The sequence below is a fragment of the Actinoplanes cyaneus genome (assembly GCF_016862095.1).
Lineage (GTDB): Bacteria > Actinomycetota > Actinomycetes > Mycobacteriales > Micromonosporaceae > Actinoplanes > Actinoplanes cyaneus.
Window position 1 is genome coordinate 1 of sequence record NZ_BOMH01000043.1, and the last position, 14236, is coordinate 14236.

At 70.6% G+C, this 14236-nt stretch carries 12 protein-coding genes and 1 pseudogene; 6 read left to right on the plus strand and 7 right to left on the minus strand.

Going from position 1 to position 14236, the window contains the following annotated elements; translation table 11 throughout:
* Window positions 1-187: 187 nt before the first annotated feature.
* From rocD to Acy02nite_RS28965, 4 genes and pseudogenes are all read right to left on the minus strand, one after another.
* Complete coding sequence (gene rocD, locus Acy02nite_RS28950; RefSeq protein ID WP_203746424.1) at window positions 188-1402, minus strand: ornithine--oxo-acid transaminase; 1215 nt, start codon at window positions 1400-1402, stop codon at window positions 188-190.
* A gap of 37 nt (window positions 1403-1439) precedes the next feature.
* Window positions 1440-2240: pseudogene (ddaH, locus tag Acy02nite_RS28955) on the minus strand (dimethylargininase); the annotation flags it as partial.
* A 289-nt stretch (window positions 2241-2529) separates the two neighbouring features.
* Window positions 2530-3123, minus strand: a complete 594-nt coding sequence (locus Acy02nite_RS28960; RefSeq protein WP_203746428.1) for a hypothetical protein — start codon at window positions 3121-3123, stop codon at window positions 2530-2532.
* Between the two features lie 110 nt (window positions 3124-3233).
* Window positions 3234-3836 carry an ATP-dependent Clp protease proteolytic subunit gene (locus tag Acy02nite_RS28965; RefSeq protein WP_203746430.1) on the minus strand — a complete coding sequence of 201 codons (603 nt, stop codon included), beginning with the start codon at window positions 3834-3836 and terminating at the stop codon, window positions 3234-3236.
* A gap of 162 nt (window positions 3837-3998) precedes the next feature.
* Here Acy02nite_RS28965 and Acy02nite_RS28970 point away from each other — a divergent pair, with 162 nt between their 5' ends.
* Window positions 3999-4805, plus strand: a complete 807-nt coding sequence (locus Acy02nite_RS28970; RefSeq protein WP_203746432.1) for an Fpg/Nei family DNA glycosylase — start codon at window positions 3999-4001, stop codon at window positions 4803-4805.
* A 192-nt stretch (window positions 4806-4997) separates the two neighbouring features.
* Here Acy02nite_RS28970 and Acy02nite_RS28975 read toward each other — a convergent pair whose 3' ends face one another.
* Both Acy02nite_RS28975 and Acy02nite_RS28980 read right to left on the minus strand, forming a co-directional pair.
* Complete coding sequence (locus Acy02nite_RS28975; protein ID WP_239175317.1) at window positions 4998-6200, minus strand: polysaccharide deacetylase family protein; 1203 nt, start codon at window positions 6198-6200, stop codon at window positions 4998-5000.
* Window positions 6201-6549: 349 nt separating this feature from the next.
* On the minus strand, window positions 6550-7731 hold the full coding sequence (locus Acy02nite_RS28980) for a carboxylate-amine ligase (protein WP_203746436.1): 1182 nt from the start codon (window positions 7729-7731) through the stop codon (window positions 6550-6552).
* Between the two features lie 79 nt (window positions 7732-7810).
* On the opposite strand from Acy02nite_RS28980, the gene Acy02nite_RS28985 reads away from it, so the two are divergent.
* From Acy02nite_RS28985 to Acy02nite_RS29005, 5 genes are all read left to right on the plus strand, one after another.
* The gene (locus tag Acy02nite_RS28985) at window positions 7811-8083 is read left to right on the plus strand and encodes a DUF6412 domain-containing protein (protein WP_203746438.1); all 273 of its coding nucleotides are present in this window, start codon (window positions 7811-7813) and stop codon (window positions 8081-8083) included.
* An 82-nt stretch (window positions 8084-8165) separates the two neighbouring features.
* A complete protein-coding gene (locus tag Acy02nite_RS28990) occupies window positions 8166-8885 on the plus strand; it encodes a YidC/Oxa1 family membrane protein insertase (RefSeq protein ID WP_203746440.1) in 720 nt (239 codons plus the stop codon).
* Window positions 8886-9446: 561 nt separating this feature from the next.
* Window positions 9447-10847 (plus strand): carbohydrate-binding protein, encoded by a 1401-nt coding sequence (locus Acy02nite_RS28995; protein ID WP_203746442.1) that lies wholly within the window; start codon window positions 9447-9449, stop codon window positions 10845-10847.
* 169 nt (window positions 10848-11016) lie between these two features.
* Window positions 11017-12276: a glycosyl hydrolase family 18 protein gene (locus Acy02nite_RS29000; RefSeq protein ID WP_203746450.1), complete on the plus strand. Its 1260-nt coding sequence runs from the start codon at window positions 11017-11019 to the stop codon at window positions 12274-12276.
* A 29-nt stretch (window positions 12277-12305) separates the two neighbouring features.
* Window positions 12306-13499, plus strand: a complete 1194-nt coding sequence (locus tag Acy02nite_RS29005) for a glycosyl hydrolase family 18 protein (protein WP_203746452.1) — start codon at window positions 12306-12308, stop codon at window positions 13497-13499.
* Between the two features lie 38 nt (window positions 13500-13537).
* On the opposite strand, the gene Acy02nite_RS29010 is transcribed toward Acy02nite_RS29005, so the two are convergent.
* A complete protein-coding gene (locus Acy02nite_RS29010) occupies window positions 13538-14182 on the minus strand; it encodes a DedA family protein (protein WP_203746454.1) in 645 nt (214 codons plus the stop codon).
* Window positions 14183-14236 lie beyond the last annotated feature (54 nt).

A 14236-nucleotide genomic window follows, 5' to 3' on the forward strand; every position in this document is an offset into this window, starting at 1 on the left:
GGCTGGTTCTCATGGGCGTTATTCGTGCCTCATAACGCCCATGAGAACCAGCCGGGACCGCGAGCCGCGCCGCGGCCCGGTCCCGCAGCGCGGCTCGCGCCTCGAACGGACGCGAGCTGGTCGGCGACTCACCGCAACTGCCGCCGCCCGGCTCCGCAGCGTGGCTCGCGCTGTGGAGGGAGCCGGGCTAGGGGGTCAGGACGGCGGCGAGCTGGGCGACTGCGTGGTCCAGCTCCTCCTCGGTGATCACCAGGGGCGGGGCGAGGCGGATCGTGGACCCGTGCGTGTCCTTGGCCAGGACACCCCGCTCGGCGAGCCGCTCGCACGCCTGCCGCCCGGTCATCAGCGCCGGGTCGATGTCCACCCCGGCCCACAGCCCACGGCAGCGGACCCCGACGAGCCCCTTGCCGATCAGCGCCGACAGACCGTCCTGCAGCCGCTGCCCGAGGCGGGCCGACCGCTCCTGGAACTCGCCGGTGCGCAGCAGCCCGACGACGGCGCTGCCGACCGCGCAGGCCAGCGCGTTGCCGCCGAACGTGGAGCCGTGCTCGCCGGGCTTGAGGACGCCGAGCACGTCACGGTTCGCCGCGACCGCGGAGACCGGCACGATCCCACCGCCGAGCGCCTTGCCCAGCACGTACATGTCAGGAATGACGTTCTCGTGCTCGATCGCGAACGTCTTCCCGGTCCGCCCGAGCCCGGACTGGATCTCGTCGGCGACGAGCAGCACGTTGTTCGCCGTGCAGGCCTCCCGGACCGCAGCGAAGTAGCCGGCCGGCGGGATCAGCACGCCGCCCTCGCCCTGGATCGGCTCGACCAGCACCGCGACGGTGTTCGGGGTGATCGCCGCGGCCAGCGCGGCGGCGTCGCCGTAGGGCACGACCACGAAGCCCGGCGTGTACGGCCCGAAGTCCGCCCGCGCCTCCGGATCCGTCGAGAAGCTGACGATCGTCGTCGTCCGCCCGTGGAAGTTGCCGTCCGCCACGATGATCTCGGCTTGCCCGTCGGGAACGCCCTTGACCTGGTAGCCCCACTTGCGGGCCACCTTGATCGCGGTCTCGACGGCCTCGGCGCCGGTGTTCATCGGCAGCACCAGGTCCTTGCCGCACAGCTCGGCGAGCCCGCCGCAGAACGCCGCGAACTGGTCGTGCACGAACGCGCGGCTGGTCAGGGTGAGCCGGTCGAGCTGGGCGTGCGCCGCCGCGATCAGCGCCGGGTGCCGGTGCCCGAAGTTCAGCGCGGAGTAACCGGCGAGCATGTCGAGGAACCGGCGGCCGTCGACGTCGGTGACCCAGGCGCCCTCGGCCTCGGCGACCACGACCGGCAGCGGGTGGTAGTTGTGCGCGGTCCAGCGCTCGGCGTCGGCCAGCGCTTCCGGCGTACGGAAATCGATGGTTGTCATGAATTCTGCTCCTCAGCCGTGCGCTCGGTGCGGTCGGTCATGGCCGGACCTCCAGCGTGCAGCACTTCGGGCCGCCACCGGCTTTGCGCAGCTCGGACACGTCGACCCCGATCGGGTGGTAGCCGCCCTTGCGCAGCGCCTCGGTCAGGTTCGTGGCCTGCACCGGCAGCACCACGGTGCGGCCGTCGCTGACCGCGTTGAGGCCCAGCACCTCGGCGTCCTCGGGCGTTGCGATGATCGCATTCGGGAAGAGCTGCCGGAGCACTGATTGCGAACCCGGAGAGAACGCCGACGGCAGGTACGCGATGTTGGTCTCGTCCAGCACGCAGAGCGCCGTGTCCAGGTGGTAGTACGACGGGTCCACGAGCTGCAGCGTGATCACCGGCCGGCGCAGGAACTCCTGCGTCTCGGCGTGCGACGCGTGCGAGGTGCGGAACCCGGTGCCGGCCAGCAGAACGTCCCCCGCGAGCAGGATGTCGCCCTCGCCCTCGTTGGTGTGCTTGGGCATCTCGACCTCGAAGCCCGCGCCACGGAACCAGTCCGCGTACGCCGGCGCCTCGTCGGCCCGCTCGGCATCCCGGAACTGCACGCCCAGCGCGCGGCCGTCGACGATCGTCCCGCCGTTCGCGGCGAAGACCATGTCGGGCAGGCCGGGCAGCGGGTCGATCAGGTCGACGGTGTGCCCGAGCTCCAGGAACGTCTGGCGCAGGGTCTCCCACTGGCGGACGGCGAGCGCGTTGTCGTACGGCGCCGTGGGGTCCATCCACGGGTTGATCCGGTAGGTGACGGCGAAATGGGTGGGCCGGCACATCAGATAGCGGCGCTTGGCGGTCATGCAGGCAACGCTAGGGGTGCGGGTCGTCCACGTACCCCGGCGTGATGTTGCGTGCTCCGGCGGATCATTGCGTGATCGCGGGGGAGGCCGTCGATTCGTTGTGTGGATACCACACAGGCGTCGGGGGCGGCATTCTCGTGCCACTCCCGACGCCTGTGCGGGTCGACCGGCGAACCGCCGGATCAGGCCCGGCGAACCGCCGGAGAATTCGGGGCGGGCCGACCAGAGGTCGTCCCGGTTCCGATAGAGCGTTCCGAGCAGCGCATCGCTGCCGGTAAATGTCAGGTACCCGTCAGAACCGGCTCGTAAACTGTGCGTCAAGCCACTCCCGCAGATCCGACGCCGGGTGCATGTCGGTGCCGAGCCAGCTGAGCTGCCCGTTCAGGGCGAGAATGCCGAGCACGATCGCGCCGATCGCGACGGCGATGCCGATCAGCGCGTCGCCCTTGCCGGCCACGTGCTGCTTACGGGTGGCGCTCAGCCCGGCCAGCGAGAGCAGCAGGCCCAGGCCGGCCACCCCGATGCCGTAACCGGCGAGCGGGCCGGAGAGCACCAGCGCGATCCCGGCGACGCTGAGGATCAGGCCGAGCGTGGCGAGCCCGCTGGTCCGCGGGCGCCGGGGACGGGCCGGCTCGGTCACCGGCCGGGCCGCGGGACGGTCCGCGCCGACCGGGCCGCCGACCGCGATCGGCTTGCGCTCGGCCTCGGTGGGCGGCGTGACCGTGCTGGTCCGCGGCTTGACGAGGGTCTGCGTGGTGCTCTCGTCGGTGCGCGTCCTGGTGATGTTCTGCGTGGTGGCGTCGTTGTCCCGGCGGGGCTGCACCGGAACCCGGGTCGTCTCGTCGGTATCGGTCGTGGCCGTACGCGAGAAGGTCGGCATCCTCACGTCAGCACCTCCTTCGAACGGTGGTTGTCTGACGTCGCTCTATACCCGGACCATCCGGAAACGACACGAGGAGCGCACCTTTCGTGCGCCCCTCGTGTGACAAGCCCTGGTCAGACCAGCGAAGACACCGCGTTCACGTCGGAGGCCCTGCTGATCACGTGGTCGACGAGCCCGTAGTCCTTCGCCTGCTGGGCGGTGAACCAGCGGTCGCGGTCGGAGTCCCGCTCGATCTCCTCCGGGGTGTGACCCGAGTGGAACGCGATCCGCTCGTTCATCACCTGCTTGATGTGCAGCATGCTCTCGGCCTGGATGGCGATGTCGGCCGCGGTGCCGCCGATGCCGCCGGAGAGCTGGTGCATCATCACCCGGGCGTGGGGCAGCGCATACCGCTTGCCGGGGGTGCCGGCGCAGAGCAGGAACTGGCCCATCGAGGCGGCCATGCCCATCGCGATCGTGGCCACGTCGTTCTTGATGTACTGCATGGTGTCGTACACCGCCATCCCGGCGCTGATCGAGCCACCGGGGGAGTTGATGTACAACGCGATGTCGCGCTCGGCGTCCTCCGAGGCCAGCAGCAGCATCTGCGCGCAGATGCGGTTGGTCACCTCGTCGTTCACCTCGCTGCCGAGGAAGATGATCCGCTCCCGGAGCAGACGCTCGAAGACCTGGTCGTCGAAGGACGCGCCGCCGCGCATGGTCGGTTCAACACTCATGGGTCAACCCTTTCGCATCCGCTCTTCTACGTCTCACACCTTCTCCCACTCAGCGTGTCGAAACCCAGCGATTCCCCTCAGGGCGAATCCGCTCACGGCAGAATGCGTGGTCCTGGTCACGCGCGATCGGCCGGTGCGCCCCGGGACGGATACTTTTGGCGGGTGCCGGAGGGACATACCATTCACCGCCTCGCCACCCGCCATCGCGAGCTGTTCGCCGGGCATCCGGTGGCCGTCTCCAGCCCGCAGGGCCGGTTCGCCAGTGGCGCCGCCCTGCTCGACGGGCGGCTGCTGCGCGACACCGAGGCGTATGGGAAGCACCTGCTGCACCACTACGAGGGCGACCGCACCCTGCACGTGCACCTGGGGCTCTACGGCAAGTTCACCGAGGGCGAGCCGCCGCTGCCCGACCCGGTCGGGCAGGTCCGGATGCGGATGCTGGGCCGCACTCACTGGCTCGACCTGCGCGGGCCGACCGCCTGTGAGGTGCTCGAGCCCCCGGCCGTCGAGGCGCTGCGCGGGCGGCTCGGCGCCGACCCGCTGCGCGACGACGCCGACCCCGCCCGGGCGTACCCGAGGATCAAATCCAGCACGAAGCCGCTCTTCGCCCTACTGCTCGACCAGTCCATCGTGGCCGGCTGCGGGCTGATCTACGCCAACGAGGTGCTGTTCCGGGCCGGCCTGTCACCGCTCACCCCGGGCACCGCGGTCAGCCGCGACCTGTGGACGGCGCTCTGGGACGACCTGCGCGCGCTGATGAAGGAGGGCGTGGCCCGCGGCCGGATCGACACCGTGCACACCCAGCACACGCCGGAGGCGATGAGCCGGGCGCCGCGGGTGGACCGGCACGGCGGCGAGGTCTATGTCTACCGCCGCACCGCCCAGCCGTGCCTGGTCTGCGGCACGCCGATCGCGATCGGCCCGCTGGCCGGCCGCAATCTCTACTGGTGCCCGACCTGTCAGTGCTGACCGGCTGTGCTTACCGGCGTTGCCTTCGGCTCGCGGGCATTGCGCCCTTGGCGGCCGATGTCGAGAGGCCCGAAAACGACCACGGCTTCGCCTAGCCGTTTTCGGGCCTCTCGACATCGGCGGGCGCAATGCGTTGGGGCTGGGGTTCGACCGGGCTTGGCCAGGGTGACGACGACGGCGGCGGGCGCGGGCTCAGCCTGGGTTGCCGCTGGGGGGTGTTGAAGGGGGCGTGGTGGGGGCGGCGGGCTCGGTCGGCGTGCTCGCGGACGGGGCCGGGGTGGGTGGGGTCGGCTCGGCTGAGGGCGGGGTGCGCGGAGTCTCGCCGGTGCCGGAGGGCACGCCCAGCTCGAAGCGCTGCTTGAGCCAGGGCACCAGTTCCTTGTACGCCGCGATCGTGTCCGGCTGGTTGAAGTCGTGCGACAGCACGATCGCGCCCGGGCGCACGCCCTTCTTCACCGAGGCGACGACGCGGTCGATGTGCTGCGCGTCGGTCTCCTTCTCAGTGTGCTCCCAGTCGCGCGGGTCGACCTCCCAGTAGAGCGAGGCCATCCCGGCGCCGTGCGCGACGGTCACGAGCCGGTCGGTGAAGTTGCCGCCCGGCGCCCGGAAGAACGGGATCGCCGCGTCCGGCACCGCGGCCCGGATCGCCGCGTTCGTCTTCGCCAGATCGGCCCGGATCTGCGCCGGCGTCTTCTTCGCGATCGTCAGGTCGTGGTTGAACGTGTGGTTGCAGAGCGTGTGACCGGCCGCGACGATCTGCCGCACCAGGTCCGGATGCCGCCTGGCCTGTTCGCCGACCAGGCAGAACGTCGCCTTCACCCCGGACTGCTGGAGGATGGCGAGGATCTTCGGGGTCTGCTCCGGGTCCGGCCCGTCGTCGAAGGTCAGCGCGACCTGCTGCCCGCCGGTGGTGAGCAGCGACTTGCCCGGCCCGGCGCCCAGCGGCACCGGCGTGACCGGGTCGGCGGGGGCCGGCTTGCTGGTGACGGTCGCCTCCGGCGTCGGCTTGGCGGTGCTCCCGGTGACCGGTTCGGCCTGCGGATCGCCCTGCCGCCCGGCGGCGTCGGCGGCCTTGTCGCGCTGCTCCGCGGCCTGGGCCGAGGCGGCCGCCTGCGCGGCGGCGGTCAGTGACCCCGGATCGGTCCGGCTCGGCTGCGACAGCGGCACCGCGGTGATCAGCAGACCGGCCACGACGAGCGTGCCGAGCACTGTCGTCGGCCGGTTCTTGGCCGCTTGCAGCCAGGTTTCCAGGGGGAGCGTGCCGGGGGCGCGGTGCGAGCCGGTGACGGGCCGCTTCCCGCGATCGCGATCGCGGCCGCGACCACGGGCGCGGGCTCGCGGTTCGCCCGAGGAGTGCCGCGCGCGTCGCGCCTGCTTCGATTCGGCAGAACGCACGGTGCTGTACGACCCGGTGTCGCCCGCGCGATGACGAGCGGCCCGCGTCGTGGTCGTGGCCGGCCCGGGAGCGTCCACAGCGGAACGCAGCGACGGCCCCAGGACTTCTGTGCGGGGCGTAACCCGCGACACGGTCTCCGAGCCGTCGGCGGAATCCGGCCGACGGTGCCGCCCACCCGTCGCGGCTACGTCGCCGGAGCTCGTCAATTGCGGCGAGATGTGCGGCGGCATTCGTCATGCCTACCGGTTCACAAGATCAGGCGCGATACCAGATCGGTCATCGCGCCGTCACTCATCGTCGTTTAGGCTGCTCACTCACCGTAAAGCTGTGTGCAATCTGTGTTGCTGATCAACTGAGATTCTCGTCGCTGACCGTCTCGCCACGGGTCGTCCGGGCCAGCCAGTCGACGACCCCGGCCACCGGCACCCCCTTGGCGAGCAGTGCCCGCTGCCGTGCCGCGCCCGTCCCACCGTCCCGCAGCCGGTCGCTCAGGACGGTCACCAGCTCCGCGTCGCCGTGCCGTTCCAGCTCCGGCCGCACGTAGTCGATCAGCTGCCGCAGCAGCCGCCAGGCCGGCCGTAGCTCCCGGCTCGCGATGTCCAGGCCGAGCCCCTCGAGCCCGTCCTTGGCGGCCCGCCAGTGCGCGGCCCTCAGCAGCGTGTGCGGCACGTCCGGCGCGTCGATCCCGTCGCGCACCTCGTTCAGCGCGGTCGAGACCAGCCCGCGGGCCAGCGCGGCGAGCAGCATCCCGTCGTCCAGGGTGGGCGTCACGTCGCCCATCCGGATCTCCACTGTCGGGTAGTTCGCGGACAGCCGCGCGTACCAGTAGAGCATTCCCTCGTCGAGCATCGCGCCGCTCGCCTCGAGATCCGCAATCAGCGTCAGATAATGATCATGCGATTGGAGGTACGGCGTGGGGCCCACCGTCGGCCAGCGCTCCCACATCATCGAGCGCCAACTGGCGTACCCGGTGTCGCGCCCACCGGACAGCGGTGAGTTCGCGGCCGCCGCCTGCAGCACGGGCAGCCAGGGACGCAGGTGATTCAGCACGCGTACGCCGGTCTCCGGATCCGGGATGCTCACGTGCACGTGCGTCCCGCAGAGGCCCTGACCGGGCGACAGATCGCCGAACCGTTCCCGCATCTGGTGGTAGCGCGGCTTGTCGACCAGGCGGGTGTTCGGCCCGGCGGCCGGCCCGCAACCGACCGCGAGCAGGCGTGACCCGGCACGTTCGGCGGCGTCGGCCAGGCCGGTCCGCAGCGTGGTCATCGCCTCGTAGAGTCCCAGCAGCTCGAGTTGCGGCGGGCTCGCCACCTCGATCTGGCTGCGTACGTACTCGTGCTGCACGCTGGCCCGTATCTCGTCGGGCACCTCGTCCAGCACCGCCTCCACGGTTTCCACCCCGCGGGGCTCCACCGCGTCGACGAGCAGGTACTCCTCCTCGATCCCCAGCGTCAGAAGGTCCCGTTTCTCGGCGCGTGCGGCCAGTCGCGGGTCGATAGTCGTCGTGCCCTCGGCAGCGGCTTCCATGGGCGAGCGATTACCCCTCGTGCACATTCGAGAAACCGCAGGTCACCAGCGTTTGCCGAGCGGGGCTAGGCTGACGGCCATGCTGCTTCTCGGGTGCTGGGCGCTGGCGGGCACCGCCGTGCTCGAGCCCGGCCTGAGCAGCGGGCCGCGCCTGGTTCTCGCGCTGGCCCTGGTCACCGCCGCGCTGCTGGTCGTCGCCGCGGTCGCCGTCCCCGTCCTGTTCGCGACCCTCGTTCCGGGCCTGCGGGCGTTCGCCCGCCGATCCCGCACGTCGTCCCCGCGCCTGCTCGACCCCGACGCCGCCGGTCGTCCGCGTCCCCGAGCCCCGACCGGGTGCCCCGCGGCCGCCTAGCAACCGCCACCTTCTCACCCACGGCTTCTGCTGCGCTGCCGCCTCGGTGTCCACTCCGCTTCCGGACCCTTGGGGTACGTCCATGTCTGTCACCGGTCTCTTCCACGCTGTCGTCGACGCCGCGCACACCGCCATCACCGGCCTCGCCACCCACCTCGAACCGCCGGCCGGAACCCTCGCGGCCGCCCTCGCGATCGTCGTTTTCACGCTGCTCGTCCGGGCGGCCCTGACCCCGCTCACCTACCTGCAGATCCGCACCGAACGCCGCCGGGCCGTCCTCGCCCCGGAGGTGGAGAAGCTCCGCAAGAAGCACAAGGACCCGGTGGAGCTGGCCACCGCCACGCTCGCGTTGCAGCGGGAGCACGGCATCGGGCCGTTCGCCGGGATCCTGCCCGCGCTGGTCCAGGCCCCGTTCTTCATGGTCATGTACCGGGTCGCGCTGGACCCGCCGCCCGGGGCGATCGCCGGAGTCCCGCTGACCGCGCACCTCTCCGCGGGCCTGCCCGTCTTCGCCGTCCTCCTCGCCATCTCCACGGCGCTCGCCTGGTGGTCCTCCCGCCGGGCCGTCACCCAGCTGAGCGCCGTCCCGCAGTCCGCAGATCCGCAGTCCGCCGACCCCAGCCAGCAGGCCGCCGCCGTGACCGCCAAGATGCTCAAGTACCTCCCGTGGCTCAGCGTCCTGGCCGTGGCCTGGCTCCCGCTGGCCGGAGCCCTCTACCTGGTCACGTCCTCGGCCTGGACCGCCGCCGAGCAGTTGGTCCGCCGCCGCCTGGTCCCCACCCCAACCCCCACCGCCCGCTGACCACACCGCCACCCCACACCCCACACGCCGCCCCCGACCGCCCACGGCCGGCGATCGGGCGGCCCGCCCGCCCGCGGCCCGCCCGTCCGCCCCTCTCGCCCCGGCCGCCCACGGCCCACCGAGCCCGCTCCTCGCCCCGGCTGCCCGCGGCCGGCGGCCCGCGTCCGGCAGCCCACCGCCCGCACCTCGCCGCCCGCGACTCCGCACCTCGCCGCTCGCCGGCCACACCCCGCGAGCGCCGCTTCGGTACCTCTCGCGACGCGGCTCGCCCTCCCGGCTGGTTCTCATGGGCGTTATGAGGCACGAATAACGCCCATGAGAACCAGCCGGGACCTGGCGACGCGCCGCGGCCCGGTGTCGAGCGCACGTGGCGTTCCGGGCACGGAAGGGTCCCCGCGGGAGCAGCGGAGAAGGACCACAGCGGTCGCGGGACCACAAGATCTTGAATCTGATCTTCATGAATATGAACGGGCATAGACATTCGTTGACAACTCGCTGAAACAAGCGTGAAACTTTTCTGAGAGAGCGCTCTCACACCTCCCCCTCGGAAAGGCGTTCCCCATGGCAGTTCCCCGCAGGCTCCTGGCTGTCGGCGCCGCGGCGCTGGCGATCGTGGCATCCGTGACATTCGTCAACACGGCAGAGGCGGCCGTGCCCCCACCGCCGGCCGGGATGTCGCTGGTGTTCAGCGACGACTTCACCGGCGCGGCAGGCACCGGGCTGAACCGCACGAACTGGCTGTACGACATCGGCACCAGCTACCCCGGCGGCGCTCCCAACTGGGGCACCGGCGAGGTCGAGACGATGACGGACTCGACCGCGAACGTCTACCAGGACGGCGCCGGCAACCTGGCGATCAAGCCGATCCGCAGCTCGTCGGGGCAGTGGACGTCCGGGCGGGTGGAGACGCAGCGGACCGATTTCGCGGCGCCGGCCGGTGGCCGGGTGCGGATCGAGGCGCGGCTGCAGCAACCGAATGTGAGCGGCGCGGCAGCGGCCGGTTACTGGCCGGCGTTCTGGGCGCTGGGTGACGCGGCGCGGCCGGTCGGCGCGACGAACTGGCCGGGCATCGGCGAGTGGGACATCATGGAGGACATCAACGGCCGGTCCTCGGTCTTCGCGGCGCTGCACTGCGGGACGAACCCGGGCGGCGTCTGCAACGAGACGACCGGGCTGGGCAGCGGCGAGCGGGCGTGTTCGGGTTGTCAGACCGGCTTCCACACCTACGCGATCGAGTTCGACCGCAGCACGTCGCCGGAGCAACTGCGGTGGTATCTGGACGGCAACAACTACTTCACCCTCAACTCGTCCCAGATCGACGCGACCACCTGGAACAACGCGACGCACCACGGCATGTTCGTGATCCTGAACGTGGCGATGGGCGGCGGCTTCCCGGCGGCGTTCGGGGGCGGGCCGACCGCGGAGACGCAGTCCGGCGTGCCGATGCTGGTCGACTACGTGGCGGTGTACCAGTCGTCGGGCGGCGGCCCGAGCACCCCGCCGAGCAGCTCGCCGCCGATCAGCACCCCGCCGAGCAGCACTCCGCCGGGCGGGACGCGCGACGCGTACGCGCAGATTCAGGCCGAGTCCCACAACGCGGCGAGCAACGTGACGGTGGAGACGTGCTCCGAGGGTGGTCAGGATGTCGGGAACCTCGGGAACGGTGACTGGCTGCAGTTCAACAATGTGAACTTCGGGACCGGCGGGGTGCGGGACTTCGTGGGCCGGGTCGCCTCGGGCGCGGCGGGCGGGGTGAGCGGCCTGGTCGAGGTGCGCGTCGACAGCCGGAGCAGCGCGCCGATCGGCAGCTTCGCGCTGAGCAACACCGGCGGCTGGCAGACCTGGACGTCGGTGCCGGGCAACGTGGCCAACGTGACCGGAAGCCACACGGTGTACCTGACCTTCACCAGTGGACAGCCGGCCGACTTCATCAATGTGAACTGGATTCAGTTCCGCAAGTAGCCAGGGATGTCGATGGGCCGTGCCTGCTGAACAGCGGGCCACGGCCCATCGTCGTGTCTGCGTAACGGATCGAGATTTAAAGATATTTAAGGTTCATACCCTCTTTACATTTACTGTTAACAGTCCTAAAGATTGAACCATCTCACCGGAGGCGCATGGAAGGACAGCTATGAGGCGCTCCCGATCGGTTCTTCTCGCGACGGTCACCGCGGTGGCCGCAGCCGGCACTGCCACCTGGTTCGCGGGCGACGCCTCGGCGGCGGCGGCCTGCGCCCCAGCGTGGAGCTCGACCGCGACCTACGTCAAGGACAACGTCGCTTCGCAGAGCGGCCACAACTACACCGCGAAGTGGTGGACGCAGAACGAGTCGCCGGCCACCCACAGTGGTCAGTGGGACGTCTGGATCGACAACGGGACGTGCGGCGGAGGAACCACGCCGACGAGCAGTCCCACCAGCAGCCCGACCGTGAGCCCGACGGTGAGCCCGACCGTGAGCACCGGCCCGACCACGCAGCCGACCGGGACGGGAAGCCTCCCGGCGCACTTCCTCACCGGTTACTGGCAGAACTTCGTGAACGGCGCGGCCCCGCTCAAGCTGGCCGCCGTCCCCGCCACGTACGACCTGATCGCGGTCGCCTTCGCCGACGCCACGTCGACCCCGGGCGCGGTGAGCTTCACCCTCGACAGCGGTCTGGCGAGCGCGGTCGGCGGCTACACCGACGCGCAGTTCAAGGCGGACATCGCCACGCTGCACGCGCGCGGCAAGAAGGTGATCATCTCGGTCGGCGGGGAGAAGGGCTCGGTTAGCGTCTCCAGCGACGCGGCGGCGACCGCCTTCGCGAACTCGGTCTGGTCGCTGATCCAGACCTACGGCTTCGACGGCGTCGACATCGACCTGGAGAACGGGCTCAACCCGACCTACATGGCGAGCGCGCTGCGGAGTCTGCGCAGCAAGGCCGGCGCGAACCTGATCATCACGATGGCGCCGCAGACCATCGACATGCAGAGCACCGGCTCCTCGTACTTCGCGCTCGCCCTGTCGATCAAGGACATCCTCACGGTCGTCCACACCCAGTTCTACAACTCGGGCGCGATGCTCGGCTGCGACCAGATGAACGCGTACAGCCAGGGCTCGGAGAACTTCCTGACCGCGCTCGCCTGCATCCAGACCCAGAACGGCCTGCGGCCCGACCAGGTCTCGCTCGGCCTGCCGGCCAGCACCAGCGCCGCGGGCGGCGGATACGTCGCGCCGTCGGTGGTCAACGCCGCCCTGGACTGCCTGGCCCGCGGCACGAACTGCGGAACGTTCAAGCCGCCGGCCACCTACCCGGGCATCCGTGGCGCGATGACCTGGTCGATCAATTGGGATGTCACCAACGGCAACAACTGGGCCAACACGATCGACCCGCACCTCTCCACCCTGCCCTGATCCCCCTCTCACCCCCACGGAGCACCCCCATGCGTACCAGCAGGAAGATCGCTCTCATCTCCGCGGTTCTCGCGGCCGGGACGGCCGCGGCCGTACTCCCGATGACGTTCGCCAGCGCGGCGACGGCCTGTGCCCCGGCCTGGTCGGCGTCCGCCACCTACGTGAAGGACAACGTCGCCTCGCAGAGCGGCCACAACTTCACCGCGAAGTGGTGGACCCAGAACGAGTCGCCGTCCACCCACAGCGGCCAGTGGGACGTCTGGATCGACAATGGCACCTGCGGCGGCGGCACCACCCCGCCGACCACCACCCCGCCGACCGGCCCGACCACCAACCCGCCGACCACCGGCACCAAGATGGCCTCGGCGCCGTACGTCTACCCGGGCTGGGGCAACCCGCCGGCGCCCGCGACGATCGTCAACGCCACCGGCATCAAGGCGTTCACGATGGCGTTCGTGCTGGCCAACGGCTGCAACCCGGTGTGGGACGGCGAGTCCGGCCTGACCGGTGGCGTGCACGCCAGCTACATCTCGCAGATCAAGGCGGCCGGCGCGGACGTCGTCCCGTCGATCGGCGGCTGGAGCGGTAACAAGCTCGGCCCGAACTGCGCGACCGCCGACGCCCTGGCCGGCGCGTACCAGAAGGTGATCAACGCCTTCGGTCTCAAGGCGATCGACATCGACATCGAGAACACCGACGAGTTCGAGAACACCGCGGTGCAGGACCGGATCCTGGGCGCCCTGAAGATCATCAAGGCGAACAACCCGTCGGTGAAGACCATCGTCACGTTCGGTACCTCGCCGACCGGCCCGAACTACTACGGCACCCGGCTCGTGCAGCAGGCCAAGGCGCTGGGCGCGAACATCGACATCTTCACCCAGATGCCGTTCGACTTCGGCGGCGGCGCCGACATGTACGCCTCCACCGTCGGCGCGACCGAGGGCCTGAAGAACCTGGTCAAGACCACCTTCGGCTACACCGACGCGCAGGCGTACTCGCACATCGGCATCTCCGGCATGAACGGCCTCTCCGACCAGCAGGAGGTCACCTCGGTCGACACCTGGACCCGGATCCGGGACTACGCCAAGAACAACGGCCTGGCCCGCTTCACCTTCTGGTCGGTCAACCGGGACCGTGGCTGCGCCGGCGGCGGCGTGGTCTCCGACTGCTCCGGCATCGCGCAGGCCGACTGGGCGTTCACCAAGGTCAGCGCGGGCTTCTGAGCTGACTTAGAGATCAACACCGGTTTTCCCGTACGGCATCAGGAAACGCGGTCGTCCACCCGGGCGGCCGCGTTCCGCCGTTTCCGCACCTTCTTGACGATCCACCAGCCGATGGCGCCGGCGAAGAACGCCCACATGGCGTAGTCGAACCAGTGGCTGTACTGCTCGACGTCCTGCCAGCGCGACCCCAGCGCGTATCCCGCGCCGACGAACAGGGCGTTCCAGACCCCGCTGCCGATCGCGGTGAACAGGGCGAACTGCCCGAGCGGCATCCGGTTGGCCCCGGCCGGGACGGAGACCAGGCTGCGGACCACCGGGGCGCACCGCCCGAACAGCACCGCGGCCTTCGCGTGCCGCTCGAACCAGCGATCCGCCTGGTTCAGGTCGTCGGCATCGACCAGGGGGATCCGGTCCAGCCAGCGGCGCAGCCGTTCCTCACCGAGGCCGCGGCCCAGCCAGTAGAGCAGCAGGGCGCCGACCAGCGCGCCCACCGTCGCGGCGGCCCAGACCAGGGTCAGGTTCACCCGGCCCTCGCTGGCCAGGAAACCGGCCATGGACAGCACGATTTCGCTGGGGATCGGCGGCACCAGGTTCTCCAGCGCCACGAGCAGGCCGACGCCCGCCTCACCGAGGGAGTCGATCACGGAGGCGACCCACCCGGCCAGCCCGGTCAATTCAGCCATTCATCCTCCGTACCCGATCTACCGCCGGGCAACCACTTCCGTATATACCGATGA